Source organism: Streptomyces sp. NPDC028928 (assembly GCF_055564915.1).
Genome location: NZ_JBVHVI010000002.1, coordinates 552,436 through 578,497, shown reverse-complemented (window position 1 = coordinate 578,497; position 26,062 = coordinate 552,436). Strand labels below are relative to the sequence as shown.

Here is a 26,062-nt window from a genome sequence, read left to right as displayed (position 1 = left end):
GCTACGCCATTCGTGTGCGCTGTCTTGACCGGCCCCGGGGGCACTCCTATGGTCGCGCTACCGGACGGACGTAGGACGTAGGACGTCGTATCTCACCCCCCCTCCGCTCCTCCCACACACCTCCACACCCCCACCCCTCCCCCGACCTACTGGAGGACCCGTGCGCGACGACGTGATCCCCGACGTACCGGCCCCGCGCCGCCGGTCGTTCCTGAAGGGCGCTGGAGTGCTGGGGGCCGGCGCGGTGCTGGCAGGCTGTTCCGCCGGGCCGGAGTCCACGAACGAGACCGGCAACGGCGGGACCGGGAAGGACCGGACGCTGACCGCCGTGATCGGGTACGGCAACGACGGCAGCTGGGATCCGACGCAGACGGCGTCGGCGTTCGCCATGGCCGCCAACAACCACATCTACGAGGGGTTGGTGGACACCGATCCGATCTCCCGGGCGCCTTATCCCGCGCTCGCCACCGCGGTGCCCCGCGATCCGAGCGCCACCCGCTGGCGGTTCGCGCTCCGGTCCGGGGCCGTCTTCCACGACGGCAAGCCCGTCACTGCCGACGACGTCGTGTTCGTCTTCGACCGGATACTCGATCCGGGCACCCAGACTCTCGCCAAGGGGTTCTTCGCCCCCTGGCTGGACTCGGTCCGGAAGGTCGACGCCCGGACCGTCGAACTCGTCCTCAAGTTCCCCTTCCCGGACGGGCTCGCCCGGCTCACGCTCGCCAAGGTCATGCCGAAGCACGTCTTCTCCCGGCCCGGCGCCTGGGACGACGCCGTCAGGGGGCTGGCCGTGGGTTCGGGGCCGTACCGGCAGACCGCGCACCATCCGAAGTCGAACACCACCTTCGAGGCGTTCGCCGGCTACAACGGGCCCCGCGAGCCGGCCTTCCGCAGAATGAACTGGCTGACCATCGTGGACGCCGCTCCGCGCGTCGCGAAGATCTCGGGGACGGGTGCCGGGGCGCAGATCGCCGACAACATTCCGTACGCCAACATCTCCCGGCTGGAGCAGGGTGGTCTGAAGGTCGCCGGTGGTGCCGGGATGAACAACCTCTTCCTGATGTTCAACACCCGGCACAAGCCCTTCGACGACGTCCGGGTGCGGCAGGCGCTGCGCTACGCCATCGACACCGAGAAGATGGTCGACGTCGCGCTGAAGGGGCACGGGAAGCCCGCCTCCTCCTTCCTCGATGAAGGCAATCCCGGCTACCGGCGGGCCAAGACCGTCTACGACTACGACCCCGACAAGGCGAAGGCCCTGCTGAAGGCCGTCGGGGTCACCGGCCTCAAGGTGAACATCCTCGCTGTCAACGTCAGTTGGATCGTGGACTGTCTGCCGACCATCAAGGCCTCCTGGGACGCGATCGGTGTGCGGACCACCCTCGCGCCGCAGGAGACCACCGCCGTCTTCACCAAGATGGACCAGAAGCAGGACTACCAGGTGGTTGCCGCCGCCTCCAATCCCAACCAGTTCGGGCTCGACGCCGACCTGATCATGCACTACAACTACGGCCCCGGGAACCTGTGGATGCAGTACACGCGGTGGGCCGGCGACCCCGTCGCCAAGCAGCTCTTCAAGGACATGGACCGGGCGACCCGGGAGCCGGATCCCGCGAAGAAGAAGGCGATGATCCAGGACTACATCGACGTCGTCGCGGAACAGGCGGTGCTGTACCCGGTCGTCCACAACGAGCTGATGACCGCCTGGGATCCGCGCAGGCTCACCGGGATAAGGGCGCAGCCCTACCCCGGCGTCAACCTGCTCCAGGCCAAGTGGATCTGACGGCATGACGGCCGTCGTACGGATCCTGCTCCGGCGTATCGCCCTGCTCGTGCCGCTGCTCCTCGGCATCGTGCTGTTCGTGTTCCTGGTGATGCGGTTCTCGGACGTGGACCCCGCGTCCGCGTTCTTCCAGGGCGCCAATCCGACCCCGCGGCAGCTGCACGAGTTCCGGGAGCGGAGCGGGCTGCTGGATCCGCTGCCCCTGCGGTACGTCCACTTCGTCGGCGATCTGCTCCACGGCGACCTCGGTACCAGCGTCCTCACCCGGGCGCCGGTGGCCGACCAGGTCACCACCGCGCTGCCGCTCACCCTCCAGCTGACCTTCCTCGGACTCACCCTCGCCGTGGTGCTGGCGCTGGCGGGCGGGGTCACGGCCGCCGTGTACCGGGACCGGCTGCCGGACCAGGTGATCCGGGTCGTGTCGCTGGTCGGGGTCGCCGCGCCCGGGTTCTGGCTGGCGCTGCTGATGATCCAGTACCTGGCGGTGGACCGGGGCTGGTTCCCGACCGGCGGCTATATCAACCCGGCCGACTCGGTCACCGGCTGGCTCAAGACCATGGCGCTGCCCGCCGTCGCCCTGTCCCTGCCGGTCGCCGCCCAGCTCACCCGGATCGTGCGGACCTCGGTGGTGGAGGAGCTGGACAAGGACTATGTGCGGACCGCGATCGGGAGCGGGCTGCCGCCGCGCGTGGTGGTCGGGCGGAACGTGCTCCGCAACGCGCTCGTCAATCCCCTCACCGTGCTCGGGCTGCGGGTCGGCTATCTCCTCGGCGGTGCCGTCGTCATCGAGACGATCTTCTCGCTGCCCGGCATGGGCAAGCTGATGATCGACGCCGTGCAGAACGGGGATCCGGCGGTGGTGCAGGGGGTCGTCCTGACCACCGCGACCGGGTTCGTCGTCGTCAACCTCGTCATCGACATTCTGTATCTGCTGGTCAACCCACGTCTGAGGGCGGGCTGATGGTCACGCGCGCGACGCTCACCGAGCGGCTCTCCCGGCCCGGCGGTGTCCGGCTGCGCGGCTGGCGCCGGCTGCCGCTGCTGTCGAGGGCCGCCGTCTGCTTCCTGGCCCTCGTCATCCTCGTCGCCGTACTCGCCCCCGTCCTCGCCCCGGACGATCCGCTCGACCAGCAGGACCCCGTCGGCGGAACGGGGCGGCCGTCGGCCGCGCACTGGCTGGGGCAGGACAGCCTGGGCCGGGACCTCCTCAGCCGGCTGATGTACGGCGCCCGCTGGTCCCTCGCCATCGGGTTGGGCGCGACCGCGCTCGCGCTCGTCGTCGGGGCCGTGGTCGGGGCGCTGGCCGCCACCTCCCGGAAGGCCGTCGACGAGACGCTGATGCGCTGCCTGGACGTGGTGATGGCGTTCCCGGGGATCGCGCTCGCGGCCGTGCTGGTGGCCGTGTTCGGGGGTGGGATCGGGGTGCTGATCTGCGCCATCGCCTTCCTGTTCACCCCGCCCGTGGCCCGGGTCGTACGGGCCAACGTGCTGGATCAGTACGGCGAGGACTACGTCACCGCCGAGCGGGTCATCGGTGCCCGCACCGCGCACATCGTGCTGCGGCACGTGGCCGTCAACTGTGCCGCTCCGGTGCTGGTGTTCTGCACGGTCCAGGTCGCCGAGGCGATCGTCTTCGAGGCGTCGCTGTCCTTCATCGGCGCGGGTGTGCGACCCCCGGACCCGTCGTGGGGCAGTGTGATCGCCGACGGCAAGAACATGGTGCTGACCGGCGGCTGGTGGGCGACCGTCTTCCCGGGGCTGCTGATCCTGCTCACCGTGCTGTCGCTGAACATCCTCTCGGAGGGGGTGTCGGACGCCTGGGCGGCGCCCGCGCCCCGCGCGACGGACGCACCGGAGGACCGGCTGGAGGCCCCCGAACCCGGCACCGGCGAGGTGCTGCCGCTGCCCGGGCTCACCGAGGCCGCCCGGCGGCTGCGTTCCCGGGCCCGCCCGCGCCCCGCCCCCGGCGGGCAGCCGGTGCTGGCGGTGGAGAACCTCACCATCGGCTTCCCGGACCGGCACCGGGGTGTGGACATCGTGGCCGGGGTCGGTTTCGAGGTGTACCCGGGTGAAGTGCTGGGACTGGTGGGCGAGTCGGGCTGTGGGAAGTCGCTGACCGCGCTCACCGTCATGGGGCTCCAGCCGAAGGGGGCCCGGATCAGCGGGCAGGTGCGGTTCCGGCAGCGGGACCTGACGGCCGAGCCGATGCGGGTGCGGCGGCGGCTGCTGGGCCATGAGATGGCCATGGTCTACCAGGACGCGCTGTCCTCCCTGAACCCGGCCATGACCATCCGGGCCCAGCTCAGGCAGCTCGTCCGGCGCGGGGGCCGCCGTAGCCCGCAGGAACTGCTGTCGATGGTCGGCCTGGATCCGGAGCGCACCCTGCGCAGCTATCCGCACGAGCTGTCCGGCGGGCAGCGGCAGCGGGTGCTCATCGCCATGGCGCTGTCCCGGGACCCGAAGCTGATCATCGCCGACGAGCCGACCACGGCCCTGGACGTCACCGTGCAGGCGCAGGTGATGGAGCTGCTGCTCAGGCTGCGGGAGGAGCTGGGGTTCGCGCTGATCCTGGTCTCGCACGATCTGGCGCTGGTCGCCGATGTCACCGACCGGATGGTGGTGATGTACGGCGGGCAGATCGTGGAGACCGGGGTGACCGCCGAGCTGGTGGCGGCGCCGGCCCACCACTACACGCGCGGGCTGCTCGGCAGCGTGCTCTCGCTGGAGTCGGCCGAGGAGCGGATGACGCAGATCAAGGGGGTCGTGCCGGCCCCGGCCGACTTCCCTGCGGGCTGCCGGTTCGCCGACCGCTGCCCGCTCGCCACCGAGGTGTGCCACACCACCGCCCCGGTCCTCGCGGGCATCCCGGCGCACACGGCCGCCTGTCATCACCCGGCGGTGGAACTGACGTCGGCGGAGAACGAGGAGGCGTTGCGGTGACCGCTGTGGTGGAGGTGCGGGACGCGCACGTCGTGCACAGGGCGCGCAGCGGCGGTCTGTTCCGGCGGGACCGGGTGTACGCCCTGACCGGAGCCGATCTGTCGGTGGCGGCCGGTGAGACGGTCGGGGTGGTCGGCGAGTCGGGGTGCGGGAAGTCGACGCTGGCGAAGGTGCTGGTGGGCGTCGAGCGGCCGGTGTCCGGGACGGTGTCCTTCCGGGGCCGGGACCTGTGGGCGATGCCGGCCGCCGAGCGCCGGGCCACGGTCGGTGCGGGCACCGGCATGATCTTCCAGGACCCGTCGACCGCGCTGAACCGCCGGCTGACCGTCCGCCGCATCCTGCGCGACCCGCTGGACGTCCACCAGCGCGGCACCCGGTCCGAACGGGAAGAGCGGGTGCGGGAGTTGATGGCGCTGGTGGGGCTGGACCGGGCGCTCGCCGACGCCCTGCCCGGGCAGTTGTCGGGCGGGCAGCGGCAACGTGTCGCCATCGCCCGCGCGCTCGCCCTGGACCCGGCGCTGGTCGTCGCGGACGAGCCGACCAGCGCGCTGGACGTCTCGGTCCGCGCGCAGATCCTGAACCTGCTGCTCGATCTGAGGGAACGTCTGGGCCTGGCCCTGGTGTTCGTCTCGCACGACATCCAGACGGTACGGCGGATGAGCGACCGGGTGATCACCATGTACCTGGGCCGGATCGTGGAGGAGACCCCGGCCGACCGGGTCACCGACGCGGCCCGGCACCCGTACACCCGCGCCCTGTTCTCGGCCACGCCCGGCCTGCTGGACCCGATCGACCCGATCCCGCTGACCGGGCCGGTGCCGTCGGCGACCCGTCCGCCGAGCGGCTGCCCGTTCCGCACCCGCTGCTGGAGGGCGGACGGGGTCTGCGCCGAGTCGATGCCGGACTTCTCGGCCGCGTCACGGCCCGGACACCGCTACCGGTGTCACCATCCTGTGGAGGAGGACCAGCCGACCCGAGACCTAGCTCGCCAGGAGCCGTGATGACGTTCCCCAGCCCGCTGACCGGTGTCGTCCCGCCCGTCTGTACGCCTCTGACACCGGAGCGCGAGGTGGATGTGCCCTCGCTGCTGCGTCTGGTCGACTTCCTGGTGGAGGCCGGGGTGCACGGGCTGTTTCTGCTCGGCTCGACCTCGGAGGCGGCCTTTCTGACGGACGCGCAGCGCAGGCAGGTGGTGGCGGCCGTCACCGGGCACGTGGGCGGTCAGCTGCCCGTGCTCGCCGGTGCCATCGACATGACGACCCCGCGCGTCCTGGACCATGTCTCGGCGGTCACGTCGGCCGGTGCGCAGGCCGTCGTGGTCACCGCACCCTTCTACGCCCGCACCCACCCCTCGGAGATCGTCCACCACTACCGCCGGATCGCCGCCGCCAGCCCGGTCCCGGTGATCGCCTACGACATCCCGGTCGCCGTGCACACCAAGCTCCCCGCCGAGCTGGTGCTGGGGCTCGCCGGGGACGGCGTACTGGCCGGGATCAAGGACTCCAGCGGGGATCTGGCGGCGTTCCGGGAGGTCGTCACGGGGGCCAGGGCCCACGCCGGGTTCAGCGTGCTGACCGGCTCGGAGCTGATCGCGGACGCGGCGCTGGCGCTGGGCGCCGACGGGGCGGTGCCGGGCCTGGCCAACGTCGACCCGCACGGGTACGTCCGCCTGTACCGCCTGTGCGTGGCGGGCGACCAGGACGGGGCGCGGGCCGAACAGGAGCGGCTGTGCGCGCTGTTCGGGATGGTCGGCGCCGGGGATCCCGCGCGGATGGGCGGCAGCTCGTCGGCGCTGGGCGCGTTCAAGGCGGCGCTGCATCTGCGCGGGATCATCGACTGCCCGGTGACCGCGGAGCCGCAGGTCCCGCTGTCCGGCGCGGAGGTCGAGCAGGTCGGCAAGTTCCTGGCGGCGGCCGGACTGCTGGGTCTCGGGACCCACGGGACACACCGGCACTGAGACCGTCGGTCACTGCCGGGCTTCCCTGCCGGCCCGGACCGCCCGGCCTCGGGACCCACGGGACACACCCGCACTGAGACCGTCGGTCACTGCCGGGCTTCCCTGCCGGCCCGGACCGCCCGGCCTCGGGACCCACGGGACACACCCGCACCGAGGACGGCGGTCACTGCCGGGCTTCCCTGCCGGCCCGGACCGCCCGGCCTCGGGACCCACGGGACACACCGGCACTGAGACCGTCGGTCACTGCCGGGCTTCCCTGCGGGCCTGTTGGACCTCGCGGTGGACCGCCCAGGCGTCCGCGACCGGGCCCACGTGCCCGAGCTTGTCGGGGTTGCCCACCAGCCGGATCGCCTGGATCCGTCCGTCGAGCACGTCGAGGGCCAGGGCCTGGAGCACCTTGCCGTCCCGGTCGCGGAAGATCGCGCCGGGCTGGCTGTTGACCTCGTGCGGCTCGAAGGTCGCCCCGATCCGGGCCAGCCAGGGGAAGACGGAGGCGAGCAGCCGGGCCACGTTGTCGGCGCCCATGACGGCCCGGGCCAGCTGCGGGGCCTTGCCGCCGCCGTCGCCGACCATCGACACGTCGGCGGCGAGCAGATCCTGCAGCCCGGTGACATCGCCTTCGCGGAGGGCGTCCAGGAACCGTGACGCCAGCTCCTCCCGTTCGGTGCGGTCGGCCTCGAAGCGGGGCCGGCCGTCGGTCATGTGGCGGCGGGCCCGCACCGCGAGCTGGCGGCAGGCGGCCTCCGAGCGCCCGACGGCCGAGGCGATCTCGGGGAAACCGAAGTCGAACACCTCGCGCAGCACGAAGACCGCCCGCTCCAGCGGGCTGAGCCGTTCGAGGAGGAGCAGGGCGGCCATCGACACCGAGTCGGCCAGCTCCGCCGAGCGCGCCGGGTCCTGGTAGGGGTCGGCGAGCAGCGGCTCCGGGAACCACGGTCCGACGTACGCCTCGCGCCGGACGCGGGCCGAGCGCAGCACGTCGATGGAGAGCCGGGTCACCGTGGCCGAGAGGAAGGCCTTGACCGATCTGGGTTCGGTCGGGGAGTCGACGTAGCGCAGCCAGGTCTCCTGGACGGCGTCCTCGGCCTCGCTCACGCTGCCCAGGATCCGGTAGGCGATCGAGAACAGCAGGGGCCGCAGCTCCTGGAACTCCTCGGTCCTGGTCCTGTTCATGTGAAGCGCCCCCCTGCGACGAATGCGGCCAGTGCGAAGTAGGCGACGTTCAGCAGCACGAGCGCGAACTCGCCACGCCGCCCGTGTGTGATCATCGCACCGGCCATCAGAAGCATCCAGCAGATCGCGGTCACCGGCACCAGTACCGGTGCGATACCGAGCGCGGCGGGCAGGATCAGCCCCGCCGCGGCCAGCAGCTCCAGCACGCCCAGTGTCTTCACGAAGCCGGCGCCGACCTCGCCGGTCCACCCCCCGCCGTGCACGGCGGCCAGCCTCTCCCTCGGCACGAACGTCTTGGTGACGCCTCCGAGCAGGGCCACGGCGGCCAGTAGTCCGGCGGCGATCCACAGGACCAGGTTCATCGTCATCCACTCCTTGTACCGGGCGGTGCGTTCACCCCGTACGACGAGACAGCCGGCCGTCCCTGTGACACCTACGGCAGGCGGAGTCTGCGGAACTCCAGCGACTGGTAGGGGCCTTGGCGGCCGGTCTCGTAGAGGACGCCGATGGTGCCAGGGCCGAGCTGGACGAGGTCGGAGTAGGCGGCCGGCTGGTCGGAGAGGGTGCGGAGCCTGGTGAAGGTGCGGCCGGCGTCCGTGCTGGTCCACAGGGCCAGGGCACGGCGGGCGCCCGGCACGGAGGGCGCGGAGAACAGCAGGGGCGCGCCGGGGCCGCGGGGCTGGAGGACGCTGCCCTGGACCACGGGGACGGCGTTCAGGGCCGGCTGGACGGTGAAGGGGCGGTCCAGGGTGCGGCCGCCGTCGCCGGAGTAGGTGTCGAGGCGGTTGCCGGGGGCGGTGCCGTTCTGGTCGCGGGCGCTGAGGTAGACGCGGCCGTCGGGCAGCTGGGCGGCGCTGGTCTCGTTGGCGTTGGTCCGGCCGTCGTAGGTGTCGTCGGTGAAGCCGAGGTGCCAGGTGTGGCCGAGGTCGTCGCTGTAGAGGGCGTGGCCGCCGTAGTACCGGGGTTCCTGGCCGGTGTCGGGGGAGCCGGCGGGCGGGGCCGCGGAGTGGTTGGCGGGGATCAGCAGGCGGCCGGTGCGGGGGCCGCGGGTGAGGGCGACGGCGTGGCCGGGGCCGGTGGCGTACCAGCGCCAGCCCGGCCGGGTGACCTGGGCGGTGATGTCGCGCGGGGCCGTGAAGTGCCGGCCGTCGTCCCGGCTGTGCTGCACGAAGACCCGGCGGCCCTGCCGCGGGGTGACCTGGCCGCGCATGATCTGCGCCTCCGTCACGCTGCCGCTGTTGGCGCAGGTCACCAGGACGATCACGCCGGTGCGCGGGTCGGCCACGGGTGCCGGGTTTCCCCGGGTGTGCCCCTGGCCGGCGGCCACCACGGTCAGCGGGCCCCAGGTGCAGCCGCCGTCGGTGGAGCGGCGCAGGACGACGTCGATGTCACCGGTGTCCCCGGGCCCGGAGCGCCGGCCCTCGGCGAAGGCGAGGAGGGTGCCGTGCCGGGTCTTCACCACGGCCGGGATGCGGTGGACGGCGTACCCGCCCTGCCCGGAGACGTAGGGCACGGAGGAGTCGCAGCCGCCGGACGCGGATGCGGCGTGCGCGGGCAGCCGGGCGGTGAGCGAGGCGAGGAGCACCAGGCCGGTGAGGAGGGAGCGGCTGCGCGGGGTCACTCCCTGAGGCTGCCCGCGATCACCGGGGCGGCCTTGCTCCGTGCGGGTGGTCAGGACGGGGTGCGGGCCGCGGCCAGCAGGCGGGTCACGTCGTCGGAGCAGATGGTGAGGGCCGCGCCGACGGTGGCGAGGGCGTCGCGTTCGGCGGGGGTGTAGGGGCCGTCGGCGAGGGCGATGCGGGCGGCCTGGAGGAGCAGGGACTCGCGGCCGGCCGGGGCGAGGTGCGGGGCGAGCGGGTCCAGGGCCTCGTGCAGCTCTATGGTCAGCCCGGCCGCGCAGGGCTGCTCGAAGTAGCGGCCGGTGTCGGCGGCGAGGGCCTCGACCAGGGCGGCCAGCTGGTCCTCGGTGCAGTCGGCGAAGCCGGCCGCGCGGACCGCGGCGGCGGCCGTCTCCAGGGCCGTGCGGGAGCCGGTGCCGCCCGCGGCGAGCACGGCGAGGGCGACGGTGTGCACGGCGTCGCGGAGCATCGCGGAGAAGCGGCGGGTGGTGGGGTGGTCCAGCACCTCGGTGCCGAAGTGGTGCCCGCAGGCCGCGCACTCCACCACCGGTCCGGTCGTCCCGCGCGGCAGCACCGGCACGCCGAGCAGGGTGAGCCGGCGGCGTCCGGTGAGGCGCTGGTAGTTGCGGTCGCCGCCGCAGCCGGGGCAGAAGAACTCGCCGTCTCCGACGGGTGTCCAGGCGGTGCGGGTGCCCAGGATGCGCACAGCCCTGGTGGCACGGCCGTCTCGTCCCCGTACTGGCAGCACGTCGCACCTCCGTAACCGCGCGGCAACATCGCCGCGCTGGCGTGATGTTAGCCACATCACCGAGGTGGAGTCAGTACCCCGTAGGAGACCTTTCCGTGACCTGAGGGACGCGATGGCCGATACATGACGGCGCCCTGACCGCCGTGTCGCGCGGTCAGGGCGCCGAAAGTGCCGGTCGGACGGGGTCTAGCGGGCCGCGCGGTTCACCGCGGAGACGACCGCCTTCAGCGACGCACGCGTCGTGTTCGCGTCGATACCGATCCCCCACAGGACCTTGCCGTCGATCGCGCATTCGATGTAGGAGGCGGCCTGCGCGGAGGCGCCCTCGCTCATCGTGTGCTCCTGGTAGTCCAGCAGGCGTACGTCGATGCCGATGGACTGCAGGGCGTCGAAGAAGGCCGAGATCGGACCGTTGCCGGAGCCGGACAGGATCCGGTCCTCGCCGTCGACCGTGGCCTCGACGGTGAGGGTGTCCACGCCGTCGGTGTCGGTGGTCGACTGGCCGGTCTTCACCTGGATGCGGCCCCACGGGTTCTCGGGGTTGGGCAGGTACTCGTCCTGGAAGACCGCCCAGATCTCCTTCGGCGTGATCTCGCCGCCCTCGGCGTCGGTCTTCGCCTGGATGAGCCTGGAGAACTCGATCTGCATCCGGCGCGGCAGGTCCAGCTTGTGGTCGTTCTTCAGGACGTAGGAGATACCGCCCTTGCCGGACTGGGAGTTGACGCGGATGACGGCCTCGTAGGAGCGGCCGACGTCCTTGGGGTCGATCGGCAGGTACGGCACGGCCCACTCGATGTCGTCGACGGTGACGCCCTTGGCCCTGGCGTCGGCCTCCATGGCGTCGAAGCCCTTCTTGATGGCGTCCTGGTGGGAGCCGGAGAAGGACGTGTAGACCAGGTCGCCCACGTACGGGTGGCGCGGGTGGACCTCCATCTGGTTGCAGTACTCCCACGTGCGACGGATCTCGTCGATGTCGGAGAAGTCGATCTGCGGGTCGACGCCCTGCGAGAACAGGTTCATGCCCAGGGTGACCAGGTCGACGTTGCCGGTGCGCTCGCCCTGCCCGAACAGGCAGCCCTCGACGCGGTCGGCGCCGGCCATCAGCGCCAGCTCGGCGGCGGCGACGGCCGTACCGCGGTCGTTGTGCGGGTGCACGGACAGGCAGACGTACGCGCGGCGGGAGAGGTTGCGGTGCATCCACTCGAAGCGGTCCGCGTGCGTGGACGGGGTCGAACGCTCCACGGTGGCGGGCAGGTTGAGGATGATCTCGCGGCCCGGGCCGGGCTGCCAGACGTCCATGACCGCCTCGCAGACCTCCAGGGCGAAGTCCAGCTCGGTGTCGGTGAAGATCTCGGGGCTGTACTGGTAGCCGAACTCCGTCTCGGGGCCCAGCAGTTTCTCGGCGTACTCCATCACCAGGCGGGTGCCGTCGACGGCGATCTGCTTGATGTCGTCCTTGGAGCCGCGGAAGACGACCCGGCGGAAGACCGGGGCGGTGGCGTTGTACAGGTGGACGGTGGCCCGGCGGGCGCCCTTCAGGGACTCCACGGTCCGCTCGATCAGGTCCTCGCGGGCCTGGGTCAGGACGGAGATCGTCACGTCCTCGGGGATCGCGCCCTCTTCCTCGATGATCGAGCGCACGAAGTCGAAGTCGGTCTGGCCGGAGGCGGGGAAGCCGACCTCGATCTCCTTGTAGCCCATCTTGACCAGCTGGTCGAACATGCGCCGCTTGCGCTCGGGCGACATGGGGTCGATCAGGGCCTGGTTGCCGTCGCGCAGGTCGGTGGAGAGCCAGCGGGGGGCGGTGGTGATCCGCTTGTTCGGCCAGGTGCGGTCCGGGATGTCGACCTGCTCGTAGCGGCCGTACTTGTGGATCGGCATGGGGCTGGGCTGCTGGCGGTTGGCCATGATGGCGTGGGCTCCTCAGGATGTCCGATATCCGAGTGGACGGCCGACGACGCAACGCCAAGCTCCGCGGGGAGGGAGTCGGCCTCGACTACAGGCCCTCGCCGCGGCAGCTAAGAAGAAGCAGCCAGAAACGCATGATGCTCCGCAGCCTAGCCGAGCCGTTCCGGGGTGCGCGGGCCTGTCCCAGTATGCGGGACCGCGCGGCAAATCGGGACAAAAAGTGTGCCGCACCACATCGCCGTACCACAGCGTCACGGACCGTCGCGTTCCCTGTCCCGGTATTTCACCAATCATGGTGGCAGCTAGTGACATCGCCATCACAGAGTGCGATGGTGCGGAACATGACGACCAACGGGGGCTTCCAGCCCGTCTTCTGCACGATCGTCCCGCCGCACGTCCTCGACAAGCTCGCCCGCCACGAGGACCCCGCGCTCTCCGGCCCGGCCCGCCGCTCCCTGGAGCACGACGCCTACCAGCGCACCAAGCGCCGCCTGACCACGGTGATCGGTGCGTCCGCCGTCGCCCCGCCCGCCGGTGCCGCCGCCGACCAGCCGCACCGCACCATCTACGACGCCGAGCACACCCAGGACCTGCCCGGCACCAAGGTCCGCGAGGAGGGCTCCGACCCCGGCTCCGACGCCACCGTCAACCGCGCCTACGCGGGCCTCGGCGCCACCTTCGAGCTGTACCTGAAGGTCTACGGCCGGCGCTCCATCGACGACAACGGAATGCCGCTGGACGCCACCGTGCACTTCGGCGAGAACTACGACAACGCCTTCTGGAACGGCGAGCAGATGGTGTTCGGTGACGGCGACAACGAGGTCTTCCTCGACTTCACCATCCCGGTCGACGTCATCGGGCACGAGCTGACCCACGGCGTCACCCAGCACACCGCCAACCTGGAGTACTACGGCCAGTCGGGCGCCCTGAACGAGTCGGTGTCGGACGTCTTCGGCTCGCTGATCAAGCAGTACACCCTGGGCCAGACCGCGGCCGAGGCCGACTGGCTGATCGGCGCGGGCCTGCTCGCCCCGCGCGTGACGGGGGTGGCCCTGCGCTCGATGAAGGCCCCGGGCACGGCGTACGACGACGACGTCCTCGGCAAGGACCCGCAGCCGGCGAAGTTGGAGGACTACGTCCGCACCGGCCGCGACAACGGCGGCGTGCACATCAACTCCGGCATCCCCAACCACGCCTTCTACCTGGCCGCCACCGCCCTCGGCGGCTACGCCTGGGAGAAGGCCGGGCAGATCTGGTACGACGTGCTGACCGGCGGGAAGCTGAAGGAGGACGCCCTCTTCGCCGACTTCGCCACGCTGACGGTGAAGGCGGCCAGGGAGCGGTACGGCGCCGGGGCCGAACTCCAGGCCGTGCAGAAGGCGTGGGAAGAGGTGGGGGTGCGGACGCTGTAGTTCCGTACTAGACACAGACCCATGCGGATTCGAGTGCGACGCACGGGTGGTTTCGCGGGCATCGAGCGCCGGGCCGAGGTGGACACCTCGGGCCGGCCCGACGCCCAGGAGTGGCAGGCCCTGGCCGAACGCGTCCTGGCGTCCGGCCGGGGCACGCCTCCGACGGGGGTCCCGGACGGCTTCGGCTACGAGATCACGGTGGACGGCCGCACGGTGTACGCGGCGGATCCCCGACTCACCGAGGACCAGCGGGAATTGGTCTCGCGGGTGCTGAAGGAGGGCGCGTAACGGCCGTTTGCCGCAGGGGCGTTGACTTCCGTTACCGCGGGTACGGATGATCCGGCCATGGCGACTGACGCAGGCACCCCGATCCCCCGGTTCCCGCCCGGCTTCCTGTGGGGTGTGTCCACCTCGGCCCACCAGATCGAGGGCGCGGCCGAGGAGCGGGAGCCGTCGGTGTGGGACGTGTTCACGGCCGGGCCCGGCCGGGTGAAGGACGGCTCGACGGCGGCGGTGGCCTGCGACCACTACCACCGCTACCGGGAGGACGTGGCCCTCCTCGCCGGCCTCGGCGTGGACGCGTACCGCTTCTCGGTCTCCTGGCCGAGGGTGAACTCCCCCGGCGGCCTGGACTTCTACGACCGCCTGGTGGACGAGTTGTGCGCGGCGGGCGTCCGCCCGGTCCCGACCCTCTTCCACTGGGACCTCCCGGCGGACCTGGACTGGCTGGACCGGGACACGGCGGCCCGGTTCGCCGACCACGTGACGGTGGTCGCGGACCGGCTCGGCGACCGGGTGCGGCAGTGGATCACCCTCAACGAGCCCGCCGAACACACCCTGCTCGGGCACGCCCTGGGCGCCCACGCCCCCGGCCGGCAGCTCCTCTTCGACGCCCTCCCGGTCGCCCACCACCAGTTGCTGGCCCACGGCCTGGCCGTACGGGCGCTGCGCGCGGCCGGCGCGGACGGCATCGGCATCGCCAACTCCCACGGCCCCACCTGGCCCGCCTCGCGGGAGCGGGCGGACCTGGAGGCGGCCGGCTTCTACGACGTCCTCCTCAACCGCCTCTTCGCCGAGCCGGTCATCCTCGGCGAGTACCCCGAGGGCATGGGCGCCCTGATGCCGGGGGACGTGGAGTCCGACCTGAAGGTGATCGCCGAACCGGTCGACTGGTACGGCATCAACTACTACGCGCCGACCATGGTCGGCGCCCCGCAGGGCACCGACACCGCGTTCGGCGGCCTGACGATGCCGGCCGAACTCCCCTTCTCGGTCCGGGAGATCGAGGGACGCCCGGTGACGGACTTCGGCTGGCCGGTCGTACCGGAGGGCCTGACGGAACTGCTGACCGGCTTCCGCGAGCGCTACGGCGACCGGCTCCCGCCCGTCGTCATCACCGAGAACGGCTGCTCCTACGACGGCGTCGACGACCAGGAACGGATCGCCTACCTGGACGCCCACATCCGGGCCCTGCACCGGGCGGTCGAGGCCGGGGTCGACGTCCGCGGCTACTTCGTGTGGTCCCTGATGGACAACTTCGAGTGGGCCGAGGGCTACGCCCGCAGGTTCGGCCTGGTGCACGTGGACTTCGAGACGCTGGAGCGGACACCGAAGGCGTCGTACCGCTGGTTCCGGGACGTGCTGCGGGAGCAGGGCCCTCAGAGGGCTCCGGCGTCCCGGGCGGACCACACGGTCGGGAACCAGGGCCGGTAGCCCAGTTCGCGGCGGATGCGGTCGGTGGAGGCGATGGCGTACCAGGGGTCGGGGTCGGGGCCGTCCGCGGGCGGCTCCACGCCGAGGAGCTGGTGGATGTCCAGCACGGTGACCGGGGCGTCGTCGGCGATGTTGTAGGTGCGGCCGTCGGCGCCGGGGGCGTACAGCAGGCGCAGCAGGCCCTGGGCGACGTCGGCGACGTGCACCAGCTGGTGCCGCTTGGTGGCCGGCTGGGTGGAGGTCCAGCGGGTGATGCCCGGCAGGTGCGGGTCGCCCTCGCCGTAGACGAAGCCGAGGCGGCCGACGCGGACGTCCAGCCCGTCCAGCGCCAGCAGTCCGCGCTCGGCCTCCGCCTTGGCCTCCGGGTACGCCATCCACATCGGGCCGCCCGGCACGGTGGGGTCGTCCTCGACGAGCGGACGGCCGCGGCCGGCGCCGTACGCCAGGATGGTGCTCGCCTGCACGAACCGCCGCACCCCGCAGGCCAGGGCCGCCCGGCCCAGCTCCAGCGCCGCGTCGCGGTTGACGGCCCACATCTCCTCGTCCGGTACGCCCCGGAAGGCGGCCGCGATGTTGACGACGGCGTCGACTCCGGAGAGGGCCTTGCCGAGGACGTCGGTGTCGCGCAGGTCGCCGACGACGACCTCGGCGCCGCGGTCGGCGAGGGCGGCGGCGCGGGACGCGTCGCGCACGATCACCCGGACCCGCTCGCCCGGCCGCCGCTGGGCCAGCAGCCTCGGCAGGAACCCGGTGCCGACCTGGCCGGTGACGCCGGTGACGAGTGTGGTGGACATGGTGGTGCTCCTCTCGGTGGACGGCTTCCACCTTCGGCGGCCGGAGCGCGGACCGGGAGAGACCTCCCGATCGGGGGATCGACAGTCCCTGGATAAGCCGGGCGGGCTGCCCCACGCTGGAAGGGTGAACCGAGCCGAACTCGCCGACTTCCTGCGCCGTGGCCGCGCCCGGCTGGAACCGTCCGACGTGGGCCTCGCGGCGGGCGCCCGCCGTCGTACGCCCGGACTGCGCCGGGAGGAGGTGGCGTCGCTGGCCGGGATGTCGGTCGACTACTACACGCGCCTGGAGCAGTCGCGTGGCCCGCGCCCCTCCCGCCAGATGCTGACGGCGCTGGCCCGTGCGCTGCGCCTGACGGAGGACGAACGGGACCACCTGTTCCACCTGGTGGGCGAGGAACCACCACGCCGGGAGGGGGCTTCGCCCCACGTCCGCCCCGGGCTGCTCCTGGTGCTGGACCGGCTGTACGACTCACCGGCGCAGGTGGTCACGGACTGGGGTACGGTGCTGGCGCAGAACGCGCTGGCCAAGGCCTTGGTCGGTGACGCGTCCGCCCTTCCGGCGCGGGAACGGAACCTGACGCGCCGCTTCTTCCTGGACCCGACGGCCCGTGCGCTGTTCCCTCCCGAGGACCGCCCGGCCCACGCCCGCGACCACGTGGCCAACCTCCGCGCGGTGACCGCGGCCCGCCCCGACGACCCGGAACCGGCGGCCCTGGTGGCCGAACTCCGCGCACAGAGCGAGGAGTTCGCCCGGCTCTGGGAGAACCACGAGGTGTCCCTGCGCCGCCCGCGCACCAAGCGCTTCCTGCACCCGGTGGTGGGCCTGCTGGAACTCGACTGCGAGGTCCTCCTGAGCCACGAGGCCCACCACCACCTCATCATCCACACGGCCCGCCCCGGCACGGAGTCACACGAGAGGCTTCAGTTGCTGAGGGTGGTGGGGTTGCAGGACATGACCGCCCAGGGCGCCGACCGCCGACGGTGACGCCTCAGAACCCCAGCTTGCGGAGCTGCTTCGGGTCGCGCTGCCAGTCCTTGGCCACCTTCACGTGGAGGTCCAGGAAGACGGGTGTGCCCAGCAGTGCTTCGATCTGCTTGCGGGACTTGATGCCGACCTCCTTCAGGCGCTTGCCCTTGGGGCCGATGACGATGCCCTTCTGGCTGGGGCGCTCGATGTAGACGTTGGCGTGGATGTCCAGCAGCGGCCGGTCGGCGGGGCGGTCCTCACGCGGGAGCATCTCCTCCACGACCACGGCGATGGAGTGCGGCAGCTCGTCGCGGACGCCCTCCAGCGCGGCCTCGCGGATCAGCTCCGCGATCATGACCTGCTCGGGCTCGTCGGTCAGGTCGCCCTCGGGGTAGAGGGGCGGGCCCTCGGGGAGGAGCGGGACCAGGAGGTCGGCCAGCAGATCCACCTGCTGGGAGCCCACCGCCGACACCGGGACGATCTCGGCCCACTCGATGCCCAGGTCCTTGCCCAGCTGGTCGATCGCGATCAGCTGCTCGGCCAGGGCCTTGGAGTCGACCAGGTCGGTCTTGGTGACGATGGCGACCTTGGGGGTCTTCCGGATCCCGGCCAGCTCCTTGGCGATGAAGCGGTCACCGGGACCGATCTTCTCGTTCGCCGGGAGGCAGAAGCCGATCACGTCGACCTCGGCCCAGGTGGTGCGGACCACGTCGTTGAGACGTTCGCCGAGCAGCGTGCGCGGCTTGTGGAGGCCGGGCGTGTCCACCAGGATCAGCTGGGAGTCCGGCCGGTGCACGATGCCGCGCACCGTGTGCCGCGTGGTCTGCGGCTGGTTCGCGGTGATCGCCACCTTCTGCCCGACCAGAGCGTTCGTGAGGGTGGACTTGCCCGCGTTGGGGCGGCCCACGAAGCAGGCGAAGCCGGCGCGGTGGACGGTCTCGGCCGGCTGCTCGGATGACTGGGTGCGAACGCTCATGCCGTTCATTGTCCCTGATCCACGAGGCACCGCCGTACCGTGAGGTTTCGGTAACCCTCACGCAACGAAACGTCACGGAAACACAGCCGTACGCGACCGGAAACCCGCACCGGTGAGCCTCTGACGCAGTCCGCACACCGTTGGAGACGCCCGTGACCCTCGCTGCCGCCGCCGTGAACACCGGCGACACCGCCTGGCTGCTCGCCGCGACCGCCCTCGTCCTGCTGATGACCCCCGGTCTCGCCCTGTTCTACGGCGGCATGGTCCGCACGAAGAGCGTCCTCAACATGCTGATGATGAGCTTCGTGTCGATCGCCCTGGTCACGGTGGTGTGGCTGGCGGCCGGCTACTCGCTGGCGTTCGGTGACGACGTCGGCGGCGGGCTGATCGGCGGCCTCCACCACGCCGGCATGGCCCACATCACCCCGGACAGCGTGCACGGCACCGTCCCGACCGCCCTCTTCGCCACCTTCCAGCTGTCCTTCGCGATCATCACGGCCGCGCTGATCAGCGGCGCGGTCGCCGACCGGACGAAATTCTCGGCGTGGCTGGTCTTCGTACCGCTGTGGACGCTGCTCGTATACGTTCCGGTGACGCACTGGGTGTGGGGCCCCGGCGGCTGGATCCTCGACAAGCTGGGTGCGCTGGACTTCGCCGGCGGTCTGCCCGTGGAGATCACATCCGGCGCCTCCGGGCTGGCCCTGTGCCTGGTGCTCGGGCCCCGGCTGGGCTTCAAGAAGGACGCCATGCGCCCGCACAACCTGCCCATGGTGATCCTCGGCGCCGGTCTGCTCTGGTTCGGCTGGTTCGGTTTCAACGCCGGCTCCGCGCTCGGCGCGAACGGCCTCGCCGCCGCCGCGTTCCTCAACACGCTCGCCGCCGGCTGCACCGGCCTGCTCGGCTGGCTCTTCGTGGAGCAGCGGCGCGACGGCCACCCGACCACCCTGGGCGCGGCCTCGGGCGCGGTGGCGGGCCTGGTCGCGATCACCCCGTCCTGCGGCACGGTGTCCCTGCTCGGCGCCCTCGTCGTCGGCCTCGCCGCCGGTGTCGTCTGCTCGTACGCGGTGAGCTGGAAGTTCAAGCTGAACTACGACGACTCCCTGGACGTCGTCGGCGTCCACCTGGTCGGCGGGATCATCGGCACCCTGCTGATCGGCCTGTTCGCCGAGAAGGCGATGACCGGCGGCACGGAGGGCCTGTTCTACGGCGGCGGGCTCGCCCCGCTCGGCAAGCAGCTGCTGGCCGTGGTGGTCGTGGCGGTGTACGCCTTCGCGGTGACGTACGGCCTCGGCACGCTGCTCGACAAGGCGATGGGCCTGCGGGCGAGCGAGGAGCAGGAGCACACCGGGCTGGACCTTACGGTGCACGCCGAGACCGCATACGATCACGGCGTCCTGGGGCACGGCGCCCCGGTCTCCCACTCCGTCCTCCCCTCCGCTCAGAAGGTCAAGACCCAGGCATGAAGCTCATCACCGCGATCGTCAAGCCGTACCGTCTGGACGAGGTCAAGACCGCCCTGCAGGAGCTGGGGGTGCACGGTCTGACCGTGACCGAGGCGAGCGGCTACGGCCGGCAGCGCGGCCACACCGAGGTGTACCGGGGGGCCGAGTACCGGGTCGACCTGGTGCCGAAGGTGCGGATCGAGGTCGTGGTGGAGGACGCCGCCGCCGACGACGTGATCGACGCGATCGTCAGGGCCGCGCAGACGGGGAAGATCGGGGACGGGAAGGTGTGGGCCGTTCCGGTGGAGACGGTCGTCCGGGTGCGGACCGGCGAGCGCGGGCCCGACGCGCTCTGACCAGCAGTGCCCCGGTGAGCACACCGGCGGCGAACACCAGCGCCACCGGCAGCCAGGGCAGCGCGAGGAAGCCGGCGCTCGCGGACTCCCGGCTGTCCTGGGCGCTCGCGGTGAGCGTCACGTCCGCCCGGTCGAACTGGGGCGCCCCGCGCCAGGTCTCGGTGAGCCGTACCCGCTGCCCCGGCAGCAGCTCGGCGGGCACCCGGGTCAGCTGCCGGTCGAGCAGCGTACGGCCGAACAGTCCGCGCGCCTTCAGCTCCACCTTGGGGTGGAGGGTGACGTTGCCGGTGTTGCGGAGGGTGTAGGAGACGGTGGCGGTGCTGTCGCCGAGGCCGGGGACGAGCGGCTGGTGGTGGCCGATGCTCAGGTGCCCGACGGAGAGCGCGGGCAGCGTCGGACCGCCGACCCGCAGGTAGACCCGGGCGCCGACGGCCCGCCGCACACCGAGCGCGAGGCTGCCGCTGCCGTGGGCGACCTGCTCGTCCAGGGCGACGATCGCGCCCGGATGGTCGCCGGGCTCGGCTCCTTCGGGGATGCGCAGGGTGAAGGGCACGGTGACGGTCCTGTGGCCGGGCACGGTGATCCGGGACTTCGCGGGCCTGGCCCACGCGCCGACCCCGCGCATCGGCTCCTTCAGGGTGCGTACGGCGAACCCGCCGTCGCGGGCGGTGTTGTAGGCGTCGGCGGCGTAGAGCCGGAAGGTGAGCGGGCGGGCGGTCTTGTTCTGGACGGCGACCTTGTCGGTGAGGGTCTGGCCGGGCTCGGCGGAGAGGGTGAAGTAGGGCCGCGCGGCGATCTTCGAGGCGACCGGATAGACGGACCAGCTGCCGTTGTCGGCGGCTCGGGCCGTGCCGGTGGGCAGGCCGAGGAGCAGGGCGGTCAGGCTCAGGAGGACATACGGCTTGCGCATGGGTGCGGACCCCCATGGACGGAAGGCACGGGAGACAGGGCGGGCAGGGCGGACAGGGCAGCGGGCGGGTGCGGACGCCCGTACGCTCACGTGAGCGTCAGTGTGAGCACGCCGGAGTACGCGCCGGGCGGCGTGAACGCCGGTACGTCCAGGGAGAGCCCGGCGTCGACGGTGAACTCACCGCCGGTCAGCGTGCCGTTGGAGGTGGAGGCGAGGGTCGCGCCCGCGCTGCCCACCGTGCCCGCCGAACCGGCCTTGCAGGTGCTGGGGCTGCCCGGCTTGGTCGCGCAGGCGGGGGTCCAGTTCAGCCGCCCGGCGTCGATCCTGGCGCCGGGGCCGGTGAAGTCGGTGACCTTGCCGGTCAGGGACCAGCCCGCGGGTCCGCCGCGGAAGTCCTTGACGGTCACCGTGTTCAGGCTGCCGGTGGAGGCCCCGCCTCGGCCGAAGTCGACCCCGGACAGGGCGACGGAGTCACCGGCCTGGGACATGGACAGGGTGCCCGCCCTGACGGTGGTGGTCAGCTTCTGGCTGCCGGCCGGGACGGGTGTGTTGTCGTTGACGACGTAGGCCGCGGGTCCGGCTCCCTTGTCCGGGTTCCAGGAGCCGCCCTCGTAGGCCACGATCCCGGTCGTCGCCTTGTCGTGGACGACGAGGGTGCCGCTGAAGGAGCCCTGGGCGTTCGCGGTCACGGTCGCGGTGTCCGCGGTCTGGGTGTCACCGGCCCGCCCGGCCAGGGTGACGGTGGCGCCCGGCGTGAAGTTGCTGCCGCTGACGGTGACGCCGGCCCCGGGGTCGCCGGAGGCCGAACCCAGCGAGATCGCCCGGGTGTTGCCGGGTGTGCCGTCGGTCGCGGTGATGGTCTGGGAGACCGGGGCGGGCGGGGTGATGACGGTGCAGGGGGTGTCCAGCTCCAGGATGTAGCTGGTGTGGATGTTGTAGTCGCCGGGCGAGAGGGTGATCTGCCCGGCCTTGGTGACGGTGAACGTGCCGGTCATGGAGAAGGACGGGAAGGCGGCCTTCCCCGGCACCGGCGGGTTCTTCTCCGGTCCGGCGACGGTGACGGCGCCGCTCTGGGCGCCGCCGAGCGTCACCTTCCCGGTCGGGGTCATGATGTCGGCCGGCAGGGCCAGGTCGGTGGGGTTGCTGGCGGCGGCCTTGACCACGGTGTAGGTCACGGTGACCGTGTCGCCGACCTTGGGACTGGTGTTGTCCACCGTGACGTTCGCGGTGGTGGTGCCGTCGATGGGCGGGATGCCCGCGGCGGCCGGGGGGATGCAGTGCGTGGCGAAGTCCACGTCGGTGCCGGCGGCGCCGGCCGGGCAGGCCAGCGCGCCGCCCGCGGTGACCGCGAGGGCGGTCGCCCCGAGCAGTGACGCCCAGCGCCACCGTCGGGCTCTTCGGGGTGTCGGACCCATGGGCCCCCTCCTGAGGGTTGCGGGCGCAGCGGCTCGTCTGCGCCGACAGGGGGCATTGATGTGGAGCGGGGGTGAGAAGTCAATGGAGATGCCGCAGAAATCTGACGGATCATCAGTCTCTGCGGCATCCGGAACACATCGCTCAGGTCGGTCGAAGACTTCCGTCAGTCGAAGACGAACGGGCCGGGCGACTGCTTCGCCGAGGCCGTGCAGGTCACGGTGATCCCGAAGATCACCATCTTCAGCGAGCCGCCGTACGCCTCCAGGCTGTCACCGGAGGCGACGGTGCCGCTGAGCGGGCCGACGGCGACCGCGGCGCCGCCGGCCATGGCCGGGTTCTTCGTCCCGCTGAAGACGGTGGTGCCGCCGCTCGCCTTGACCATGGTGAGCGTGGAGGCGATCGAGTCCTGGGCCACCGCGACCGGCGTCTTGATCGCGGTGGAGGTGAGGGTGAGGGTGGCCGAGGTGCCGCTCTGGGTGGCGGTGAGCGTGGCCGCGCCACCACCGAAGATGCCGCAGTTCGCGGTGATGGCCGCCGACTGGGGAGTGACGGCGGCCGCGGTGGGGGCGAAGGCGAGTCCGGTGACCGCGAGGGCCCCGGCGGCCAGTGCCGCACCCGTTGCCGTGCGCTTGCCTCTCATGGGGATCCGCTTCCCTTTCGTGGTGGGGAGTGCCGTGGGGGGACGGCCGACGGACGGGGAGGCCTGCGCAGGCGGGTGCGGCACACTGCGCGGGGGTGCGGATCTGACGGCCCGTCGGATGGTACGGATCCCATTGACGCGCGGAGGCAGGACCGCGACAAGGTTGAATTCCGGCCGACCTGTTGTTCGGTCGGCCGGAGCCGTCAGCCCGCGGTGACGGTCACGCGCACGGTGCCGTCGGGCGCGGCCAGCAGCACAGGTGTCTGCGGGCCACCCAGGTCGGCGACGGCGGCCAGGTCCTCCCCCGGCACGGACTCCGCCTCGCTCACCACCGCCGCCGCCTCCAGGGACGTGGCCCCGGAGGCCACGGCCATGGCGACGGCCGTCCGCAGCGCGCTCAGCTTCAGCGAGGCGAGGTCCACCGACCCGGCGACGTAGGTCCGCCCGGTGTCGTCCCGTACGGCCGCCCCCTCGGGACTCGCGTTGCGGGCCCGCGCGGAACGGGCCAGGGTGACGATCTTGCGGTCCTCGGGGTCAAGCGCGTTGCTCTCGGTCATGCCCCGAGCATACGAAGTCCCCGGCGGGGGTCAGTCGAGGGTCTGCACGATCTCGCTGCGCGCGCCCGTGTGCACCACACGCCCCCGCGCGCCGTTCACCAGGGGCAGGTAGGGCGGCACGTGTCCGCACTCGACGTCGGCGACGATCGGCACGCCCAGCGGGCCGAGGGCGTCGACGACGGCCTCGTACTGGGTGAGGGTGCGGCCGTCGGGGGCGTGGGTGCGGCCCACGAGGACGGCGGCCGCCCGGTCGAAGAAGCCGGCGAGACGCAGGCCGTGCAGGTTGCGGCAGATCTCGAACGCGTCGTCCTGGCAGGCCTCGACGTAGACGAGCAGCGGCTCGCCGGCCGCGAAGGAGGAGGTGTCGAGGTACGGCGTCCCGGTGAGGTTGGCGAGGATCTCGATGCAGCCGCCGATCAGCCGGCCCTCGGCGTCGACGTCTCCGGTGCCGTCAAGGCGGGTCCAGCCGCCCTCGGCGTCCAGGGTGAGGTCACGGATCCCGGGGTCGGCGGCCCAGTCGTCCCAGCCGCCGGACCGGTGCCGGCCGGGCGGGGTCTGGGTGAACGGCTCGCCCTGCGCGGCGGTGACGATGTCCAGCCAGGACGCGAGGCCCTCGGGCGTGCGGTACGGGGTGTCCATGAGGTTGTTGCCGTGCACGGTCGCGACACCGGTGAGCAGGGTCAACGGGGCGATGACCGTGGAGATGTCGGACCAGCCGACCATCCACGTCGGCTCGGCCCGCGCGATCCGCTCGAAGTCGAGCAGCGGCAGCAGGTCGATCGCGGTCTCCCCGCCCCACGGCGGGATCACGGCCCGGACGGCGGGGTCGGTCAGCATCTCGGTCAGTTCGGCCGCGCGCTCCGCGGCCGGCGCGCTGATGTGGGTCGTCCCGTCCATGCACCGGCCGACGACCACCTCGTACCCGAGCGCTTCCAGGTCGCGCACGGCGAGATCGAGGCGTCCCCGGAGTTCCTCGGCCACCCCGCTGGACGGGGAGGTCACACCGATACGGTCACCGGGGCGCAGCGGGCGCGGATATCGCACAGTCATGCCGGATTCTGGCATGTACCCGACCGGCCCCGGCAACGGGTTTACGGCCGGTCCAGCCGCAGCCGCTCCGCCCTCGGCAGCCCCGCGACGACCAGGTCGTACGAGTCCTCGATCAGCTCCTTCACCAGCCGGTCGGGAAGCCCGCCGTCCACCGTCACGGTGTTCCAGTGCCGCTTGTTCATGTGCCAGCCCGGGACGATCAGGCCCTCGTGCTCCCCGCGCAGCCGAAGGGCGTCCTCCGGGTCGCACTTGAGGTTGACCGTCAGAGGCCGCGCGTCCAGGTTGGTCAGCGCGAACATCTTGCCCAGCACCTTGAAGACCGAGGTCTCGGGGTTGAACGGGAAGTCCTCCACCACCGCGTTGAAGGAGAGGCAGAAGGCGCGCAGTTGCTGCGGGGTCACTCGGGCCTGGCCTCCTCGGGGACGGGGGCGGGGAGGGGTTCGACCAGGACCGTCACGATCTTGTTCCGGCGGCCGGCCGCGGCCTCCGCGGTCAGCCGCAGGCTGCGCCCGTCGGGCAGTTCGACCTCGGCGGAGGCACCGGCGATGGGCACCCGGCCGAGCGCCTTGGCGAGGAGCCCGCCCACGGTCTCCACGTCCTCGTCGTCGTACTCTTCCAGGCCGTACAGCTCGCCGAGGTCGGTGATGTCCAGGCGGGCCGTGACCCGGAAGCGGTCGTCGCCGAGATCCTCCACGGGCGGGAGTTCCCGATCGTACTCGTCGGTGATCTCGCCGACGATCTCCTCCAGGATGTCCTCGATGGTGACGATGCCCGCGGTGCCGCCGTACTCGTCGATGACGACGGCGACGTGGTTGCGTTCCTTCTGCATCTCGCGCAGCAGGTCGCCCGCGTTCTTGGTGTCGGGCACGAAGACGGCCGGGCGCATCGCCGTGGAGACCAGGTCGCCCTCCGCCTCCCGGTTGATGTGCGTCTTGCGGACCAGGTCCTTCAGATACACGATCCCGACGATGTCGTCCTCGCTCTCGCCGGTGACCGGGATGCGGGAGAAGCCGGAGCGCAGCGCCAGGGTGAGGGCCTGGCGGATGGTCTTGAAGCGCTCGATGGTGACCAGGTCGGTGCGGGGCACCATCACCTCGCGCACCAGGGTGTCGCCCAGCTCGAAGACCGAGTGCACCATCCGGCGCTCGTCGTCCTCGATCAGCGACTCCTTCTCCGCGAGGTCGACCAGCGCGCGCAGCTCCGCCTCGGAGGCGAACGGCCCGTGCCGGAAGCCCTTGCCGGGCGTGAGCGCGTTGCCGATGAGGATCAGCAGGGAGGGGATCGGCCCCATGATCCGGGCCAGCGGCAGCAGCACGTACGCCGCCACGGTCGCCGTGTTGAGCGGGTGCTGGCGGCCGATGGTGCGCGGGGAGACGCCGACGGCGACGTACGACACGAGCACCATCACGCCGATGGCGATCAGCAGGGCCTGCCAGGTGGCGGCGAACTCCTGCAGGCAGGCGTACGTCACCAGGGCCGCGGCGGCCATCTCGCAGGCCACGCGGACCAGCAGGGCGACGTTCAGATAGCGGGTGGGGTCGGCGGCGATCAGCGCGAGCCTGGCGCTGCCCCGCCGGCCGGACTTCACGGCCTCCTCGGCGCGGAAGCTGGAGATGCGCGCGACGCCCGCCTCCGCGCAGGCGGCGAGCCAGGCGACGACGACCAGCGCGATCGCGCCGACCACGAGCTGCGGAGACATAC

Annotated in this window: 25 protein-coding genes; 11 read left to right on the top strand and 14 right to left on the bottom strand. The window is 71.9% G+C overall.

The window, feature by feature from the left end; translation table 11 throughout:
* Positions 1-160 precede the first annotated feature (160 nt).
* Genes ACZ4U1_RS08420 through ACZ4U1_RS08400 form a run of 5 tightly spaced genes read left to right on the top strand, consistent with a single transcriptional unit; the run spans position 161 to position 6,680 of the window.
* On the top strand, positions 161-1,783 hold the full coding sequence (locus ACZ4U1_RS08420; RefSeq protein WP_467901169.1) for an ABC transporter substrate-binding protein: 1,623 nt from the start codon (positions 161-163) through the stop codon (positions 1,781-1,783).
* 4 nt (positions 1,784-1,787) lie between these two features.
* Positions 1,788-2,744 (top strand): ABC transporter permease, encoded by a 957-nt coding sequence (locus ACZ4U1_RS08415; protein WP_467901165.1) that lies wholly within the window; start codon positions 1,788-1,790, stop codon positions 2,742-2,744.
* The gene (locus tag ACZ4U1_RS08410) at positions 2,744-4,723 is read left to right on the top strand and encodes a dipeptide/oligopeptide/nickel ABC transporter permease/ATP-binding protein (RefSeq protein ID WP_467901162.1); all 1,980 of its coding nucleotides are present in this window, start codon (positions 2,744-2,746) and stop codon (positions 4,721-4,723) included. Before ACZ4U1_RS08415 ends, ACZ4U1_RS08410 begins: the two co-directional genes overlap by 1 nt.
* On the top strand, positions 4,720-5,724 hold the full coding sequence (locus ACZ4U1_RS08405; protein ID WP_467901159.1) for an oligopeptide/dipeptide ABC transporter ATP-binding protein: 1,005 nt from the start codon (positions 4,720-4,722) through the stop codon (positions 5,722-5,724). Before ACZ4U1_RS08410 ends, ACZ4U1_RS08405 begins: the two co-directional genes overlap by 4 nt.
* On the top strand, positions 5,724-6,680 hold the full coding sequence (locus ACZ4U1_RS08400) for a dihydrodipicolinate synthase family protein (RefSeq protein ID WP_467901156.1): 957 nt from the start codon (positions 5,724-5,726) through the stop codon (positions 6,678-6,680). The genes ACZ4U1_RS08405 and ACZ4U1_RS08400 overlap by 1 nt, the downstream gene beginning before the upstream one ends.
* Before the next feature lie 240 nt (positions 6,681-6,920).
* On the opposite strand, the gene ACZ4U1_RS08395 is transcribed toward ACZ4U1_RS08400, so the two are convergent.
* The 5 genes from ACZ4U1_RS08395 to leuA all read right to left on the bottom strand — a co-directional run bounded on the left by ACZ4U1_RS08395 (position 6,921) and on the right by leuA (position 12,128).
* Entirely contained in the window at positions 6,921-7,853 is a 933-nt protein-coding gene (locus tag ACZ4U1_RS08395) for an RNA polymerase sigma-70 factor (protein ID WP_467901154.1), read from the bottom strand.
* On the bottom strand, positions 7,850-8,221 hold the full coding sequence (locus ACZ4U1_RS08390; protein WP_467901151.1) for a DoxX family protein: 372 nt from the start codon (positions 8,219-8,221) through the stop codon (positions 7,850-7,852). Before ACZ4U1_RS08390 ends, ACZ4U1_RS08395 begins: the two co-directional genes overlap by 4 nt.
* Before the next feature lie 65 nt (positions 8,222-8,286).
* Entirely contained in the window at positions 8,287-9,474 is a 1,188-nt protein-coding gene (locus ACZ4U1_RS08385; protein ID WP_467901148.1) for a sialidase family protein, read from the bottom strand.
* Positions 9,475-9,524: 50 nt separating this feature from the next.
* The gene (locus ACZ4U1_RS08380) at positions 9,525-10,220 is read right to left on the bottom strand and encodes a tellurite resistance TerB family protein (protein ID WP_467901144.1); all 696 of its coding nucleotides are present in this window, start codon (positions 10,218-10,220) and stop codon (positions 9,525-9,527) included.
* A 186-nt stretch (positions 10,221-10,406) separates the two neighbouring features.
* Positions 10,407-12,128 (bottom strand): 2-isopropylmalate synthase, encoded by a 1,722-nt coding sequence (gene leuA, locus ACZ4U1_RS08375; RefSeq protein WP_467901141.1) that lies wholly within the window; start codon positions 12,126-12,128, stop codon positions 10,407-10,409.
* A gap of 341 nt (positions 12,129-12,469) precedes the next feature.
* Here leuA and ACZ4U1_RS08370 point away from each other — a divergent pair, with 341 nt between their 5' ends.
* The 3 genes from ACZ4U1_RS08370 to ACZ4U1_RS08360 are packed head-to-tail and all read left to right on the top strand — an operon-like array spanning position 12,470 to position 15,253.
* Positions 12,470-13,540 (top strand): M4 family metallopeptidase, encoded by a 1,071-nt coding sequence (locus ACZ4U1_RS08370; RefSeq protein WP_467901138.1) that lies wholly within the window; start codon positions 12,470-12,472, stop codon positions 13,538-13,540.
* 21 nt (positions 13,541-13,561) lie between these two features.
* Complete coding sequence (locus tag ACZ4U1_RS08365; RefSeq protein ID WP_467901136.1) at positions 13,562-13,828, top strand: protealysin inhibitor emfourin; 267 nt, start codon at positions 13,562-13,564, stop codon at positions 13,826-13,828.
* 57 nt (positions 13,829-13,885) lie between these two features.
* Complete coding sequence (locus ACZ4U1_RS08360; protein ID WP_467901133.1) at positions 13,886-15,253, top strand: GH1 family beta-glucosidase; 1,368 nt, start codon at positions 13,886-13,888, stop codon at positions 15,251-15,253.
* On the opposite strand, the gene ACZ4U1_RS08355 is transcribed toward ACZ4U1_RS08360, so the two are convergent.
* A complete protein-coding gene (locus ACZ4U1_RS08355; protein WP_467901130.1) occupies positions 15,199-16,047 on the bottom strand; it encodes an NAD-dependent epimerase/dehydratase family protein in 849 nt (282 codons plus the stop codon). The two genes, ACZ4U1_RS08360 and ACZ4U1_RS08355, sit on opposite strands and share 55 nt — an antisense overlap.
* A 124-nt stretch (positions 16,048-16,171) precedes the next feature.
* Between ACZ4U1_RS08355 and ACZ4U1_RS08350 the strand changes: the two genes are divergently transcribed.
* Positions 16,172-17,032, top strand: a complete 861-nt coding sequence (locus tag ACZ4U1_RS08350; protein WP_467901126.1) for a helix-turn-helix transcriptional regulator — start codon at positions 16,172-16,174, stop codon at positions 17,030-17,032.
* Between the two features lie 4 nt (positions 17,033-17,036).
* Here ACZ4U1_RS08350 and era read toward each other — a convergent pair whose 3' ends face one another.
* On the bottom strand, positions 17,037-17,990 hold the full coding sequence (gene era, locus ACZ4U1_RS08345) for a GTPase Era (protein WP_467901123.1): 954 nt from the start codon (positions 17,988-17,990) through the stop codon (positions 17,037-17,039).
* A gap of 152 nt (positions 17,991-18,142) precedes the next feature.
* Here era and ACZ4U1_RS08340 point away from each other — a divergent pair, with 152 nt between their 5' ends.
* Both ACZ4U1_RS08340 and ACZ4U1_RS08335 read left to right on the top strand, forming a co-directional pair.
* Positions 18,143-19,453 carry an ammonium transporter gene (locus ACZ4U1_RS08340; protein WP_467901120.1) on the top strand — a complete coding sequence of 437 codons (1,311 nt, stop codon included), beginning with the start codon at positions 18,143-18,145 and terminating at the stop codon, positions 19,451-19,453.
* Entirely contained in the window at positions 19,450-19,788 is a 339-nt protein-coding gene (locus ACZ4U1_RS08335) for a P-II family nitrogen regulator (protein ID WP_030657043.1), read from the top strand. Before ACZ4U1_RS08340 ends, ACZ4U1_RS08335 begins: the two co-directional genes overlap by 4 nt.
* Here the strand turns inward: ACZ4U1_RS08335 and ACZ4U1_RS08330 are convergent.
* The 7 genes from ACZ4U1_RS08330 to ACZ4U1_RS08300 form a co-directional block, all read right to left on the bottom strand.
* On the bottom strand, positions 19,682-20,698 hold the full coding sequence (locus tag ACZ4U1_RS08330; RefSeq protein WP_467901116.1) for a DUF916 domain-containing protein: 1,017 nt from the start codon (positions 20,696-20,698) through the stop codon (positions 19,682-19,684). The genes ACZ4U1_RS08335 and ACZ4U1_RS08330 overlap by 107 nt on opposite strands.
* A gap of 86 nt (positions 20,699-20,784) precedes the next feature.
* Positions 20,785-22,113 carry a beta-xylosidase gene (locus ACZ4U1_RS08325; RefSeq protein WP_467901113.1) on the bottom strand — a complete coding sequence of 443 codons (1,329 nt, stop codon included), beginning with the start codon at positions 22,111-22,113 and terminating at the stop codon, positions 20,785-20,787.
* 164 nt (positions 22,114-22,277) lie between these two features.
* Entirely contained in the window at positions 22,278-22,754 is a 477-nt protein-coding gene (locus ACZ4U1_RS08320) for a hypothetical protein (protein WP_467901110.1), read from the bottom strand.
* Positions 22,755-22,957: 203 nt separating this feature from the next.
* Positions 22,958-23,311: a cytidine deaminase gene (locus ACZ4U1_RS08315; RefSeq protein WP_467901108.1), complete on the bottom strand. Its 354-nt coding sequence runs from the start codon at positions 23,309-23,311 to the stop codon at positions 22,958-22,960.
* 30 nt (positions 23,312-23,341) lie between these two features.
* Positions 23,342-24,361: a S66 family peptidase gene (locus tag ACZ4U1_RS08310; protein WP_467901105.1), complete on the bottom strand. Its 1,020-nt coding sequence runs from the start codon at positions 24,359-24,361 to the stop codon at positions 23,342-23,344.
* 41 nt (positions 24,362-24,402) lie between these two features.
* On the bottom strand, positions 24,403-24,762 hold the full coding sequence (locus ACZ4U1_RS08305; RefSeq protein WP_467901102.1) for an MmcQ/YjbR family DNA-binding protein: 360 nt from the start codon (positions 24,760-24,762) through the stop codon (positions 24,403-24,405).
* On the bottom strand, positions 24,759-26,060 hold the full coding sequence (locus ACZ4U1_RS08300; protein WP_467901100.1) for a hemolysin family protein: 1,302 nt from the start codon (positions 26,058-26,060) through the stop codon (positions 24,759-24,761). Before ACZ4U1_RS08300 ends, ACZ4U1_RS08305 begins: the two co-directional genes overlap by 4 nt.
* Positions 26,061-26,062: the final 2 nt, after the last annotated feature.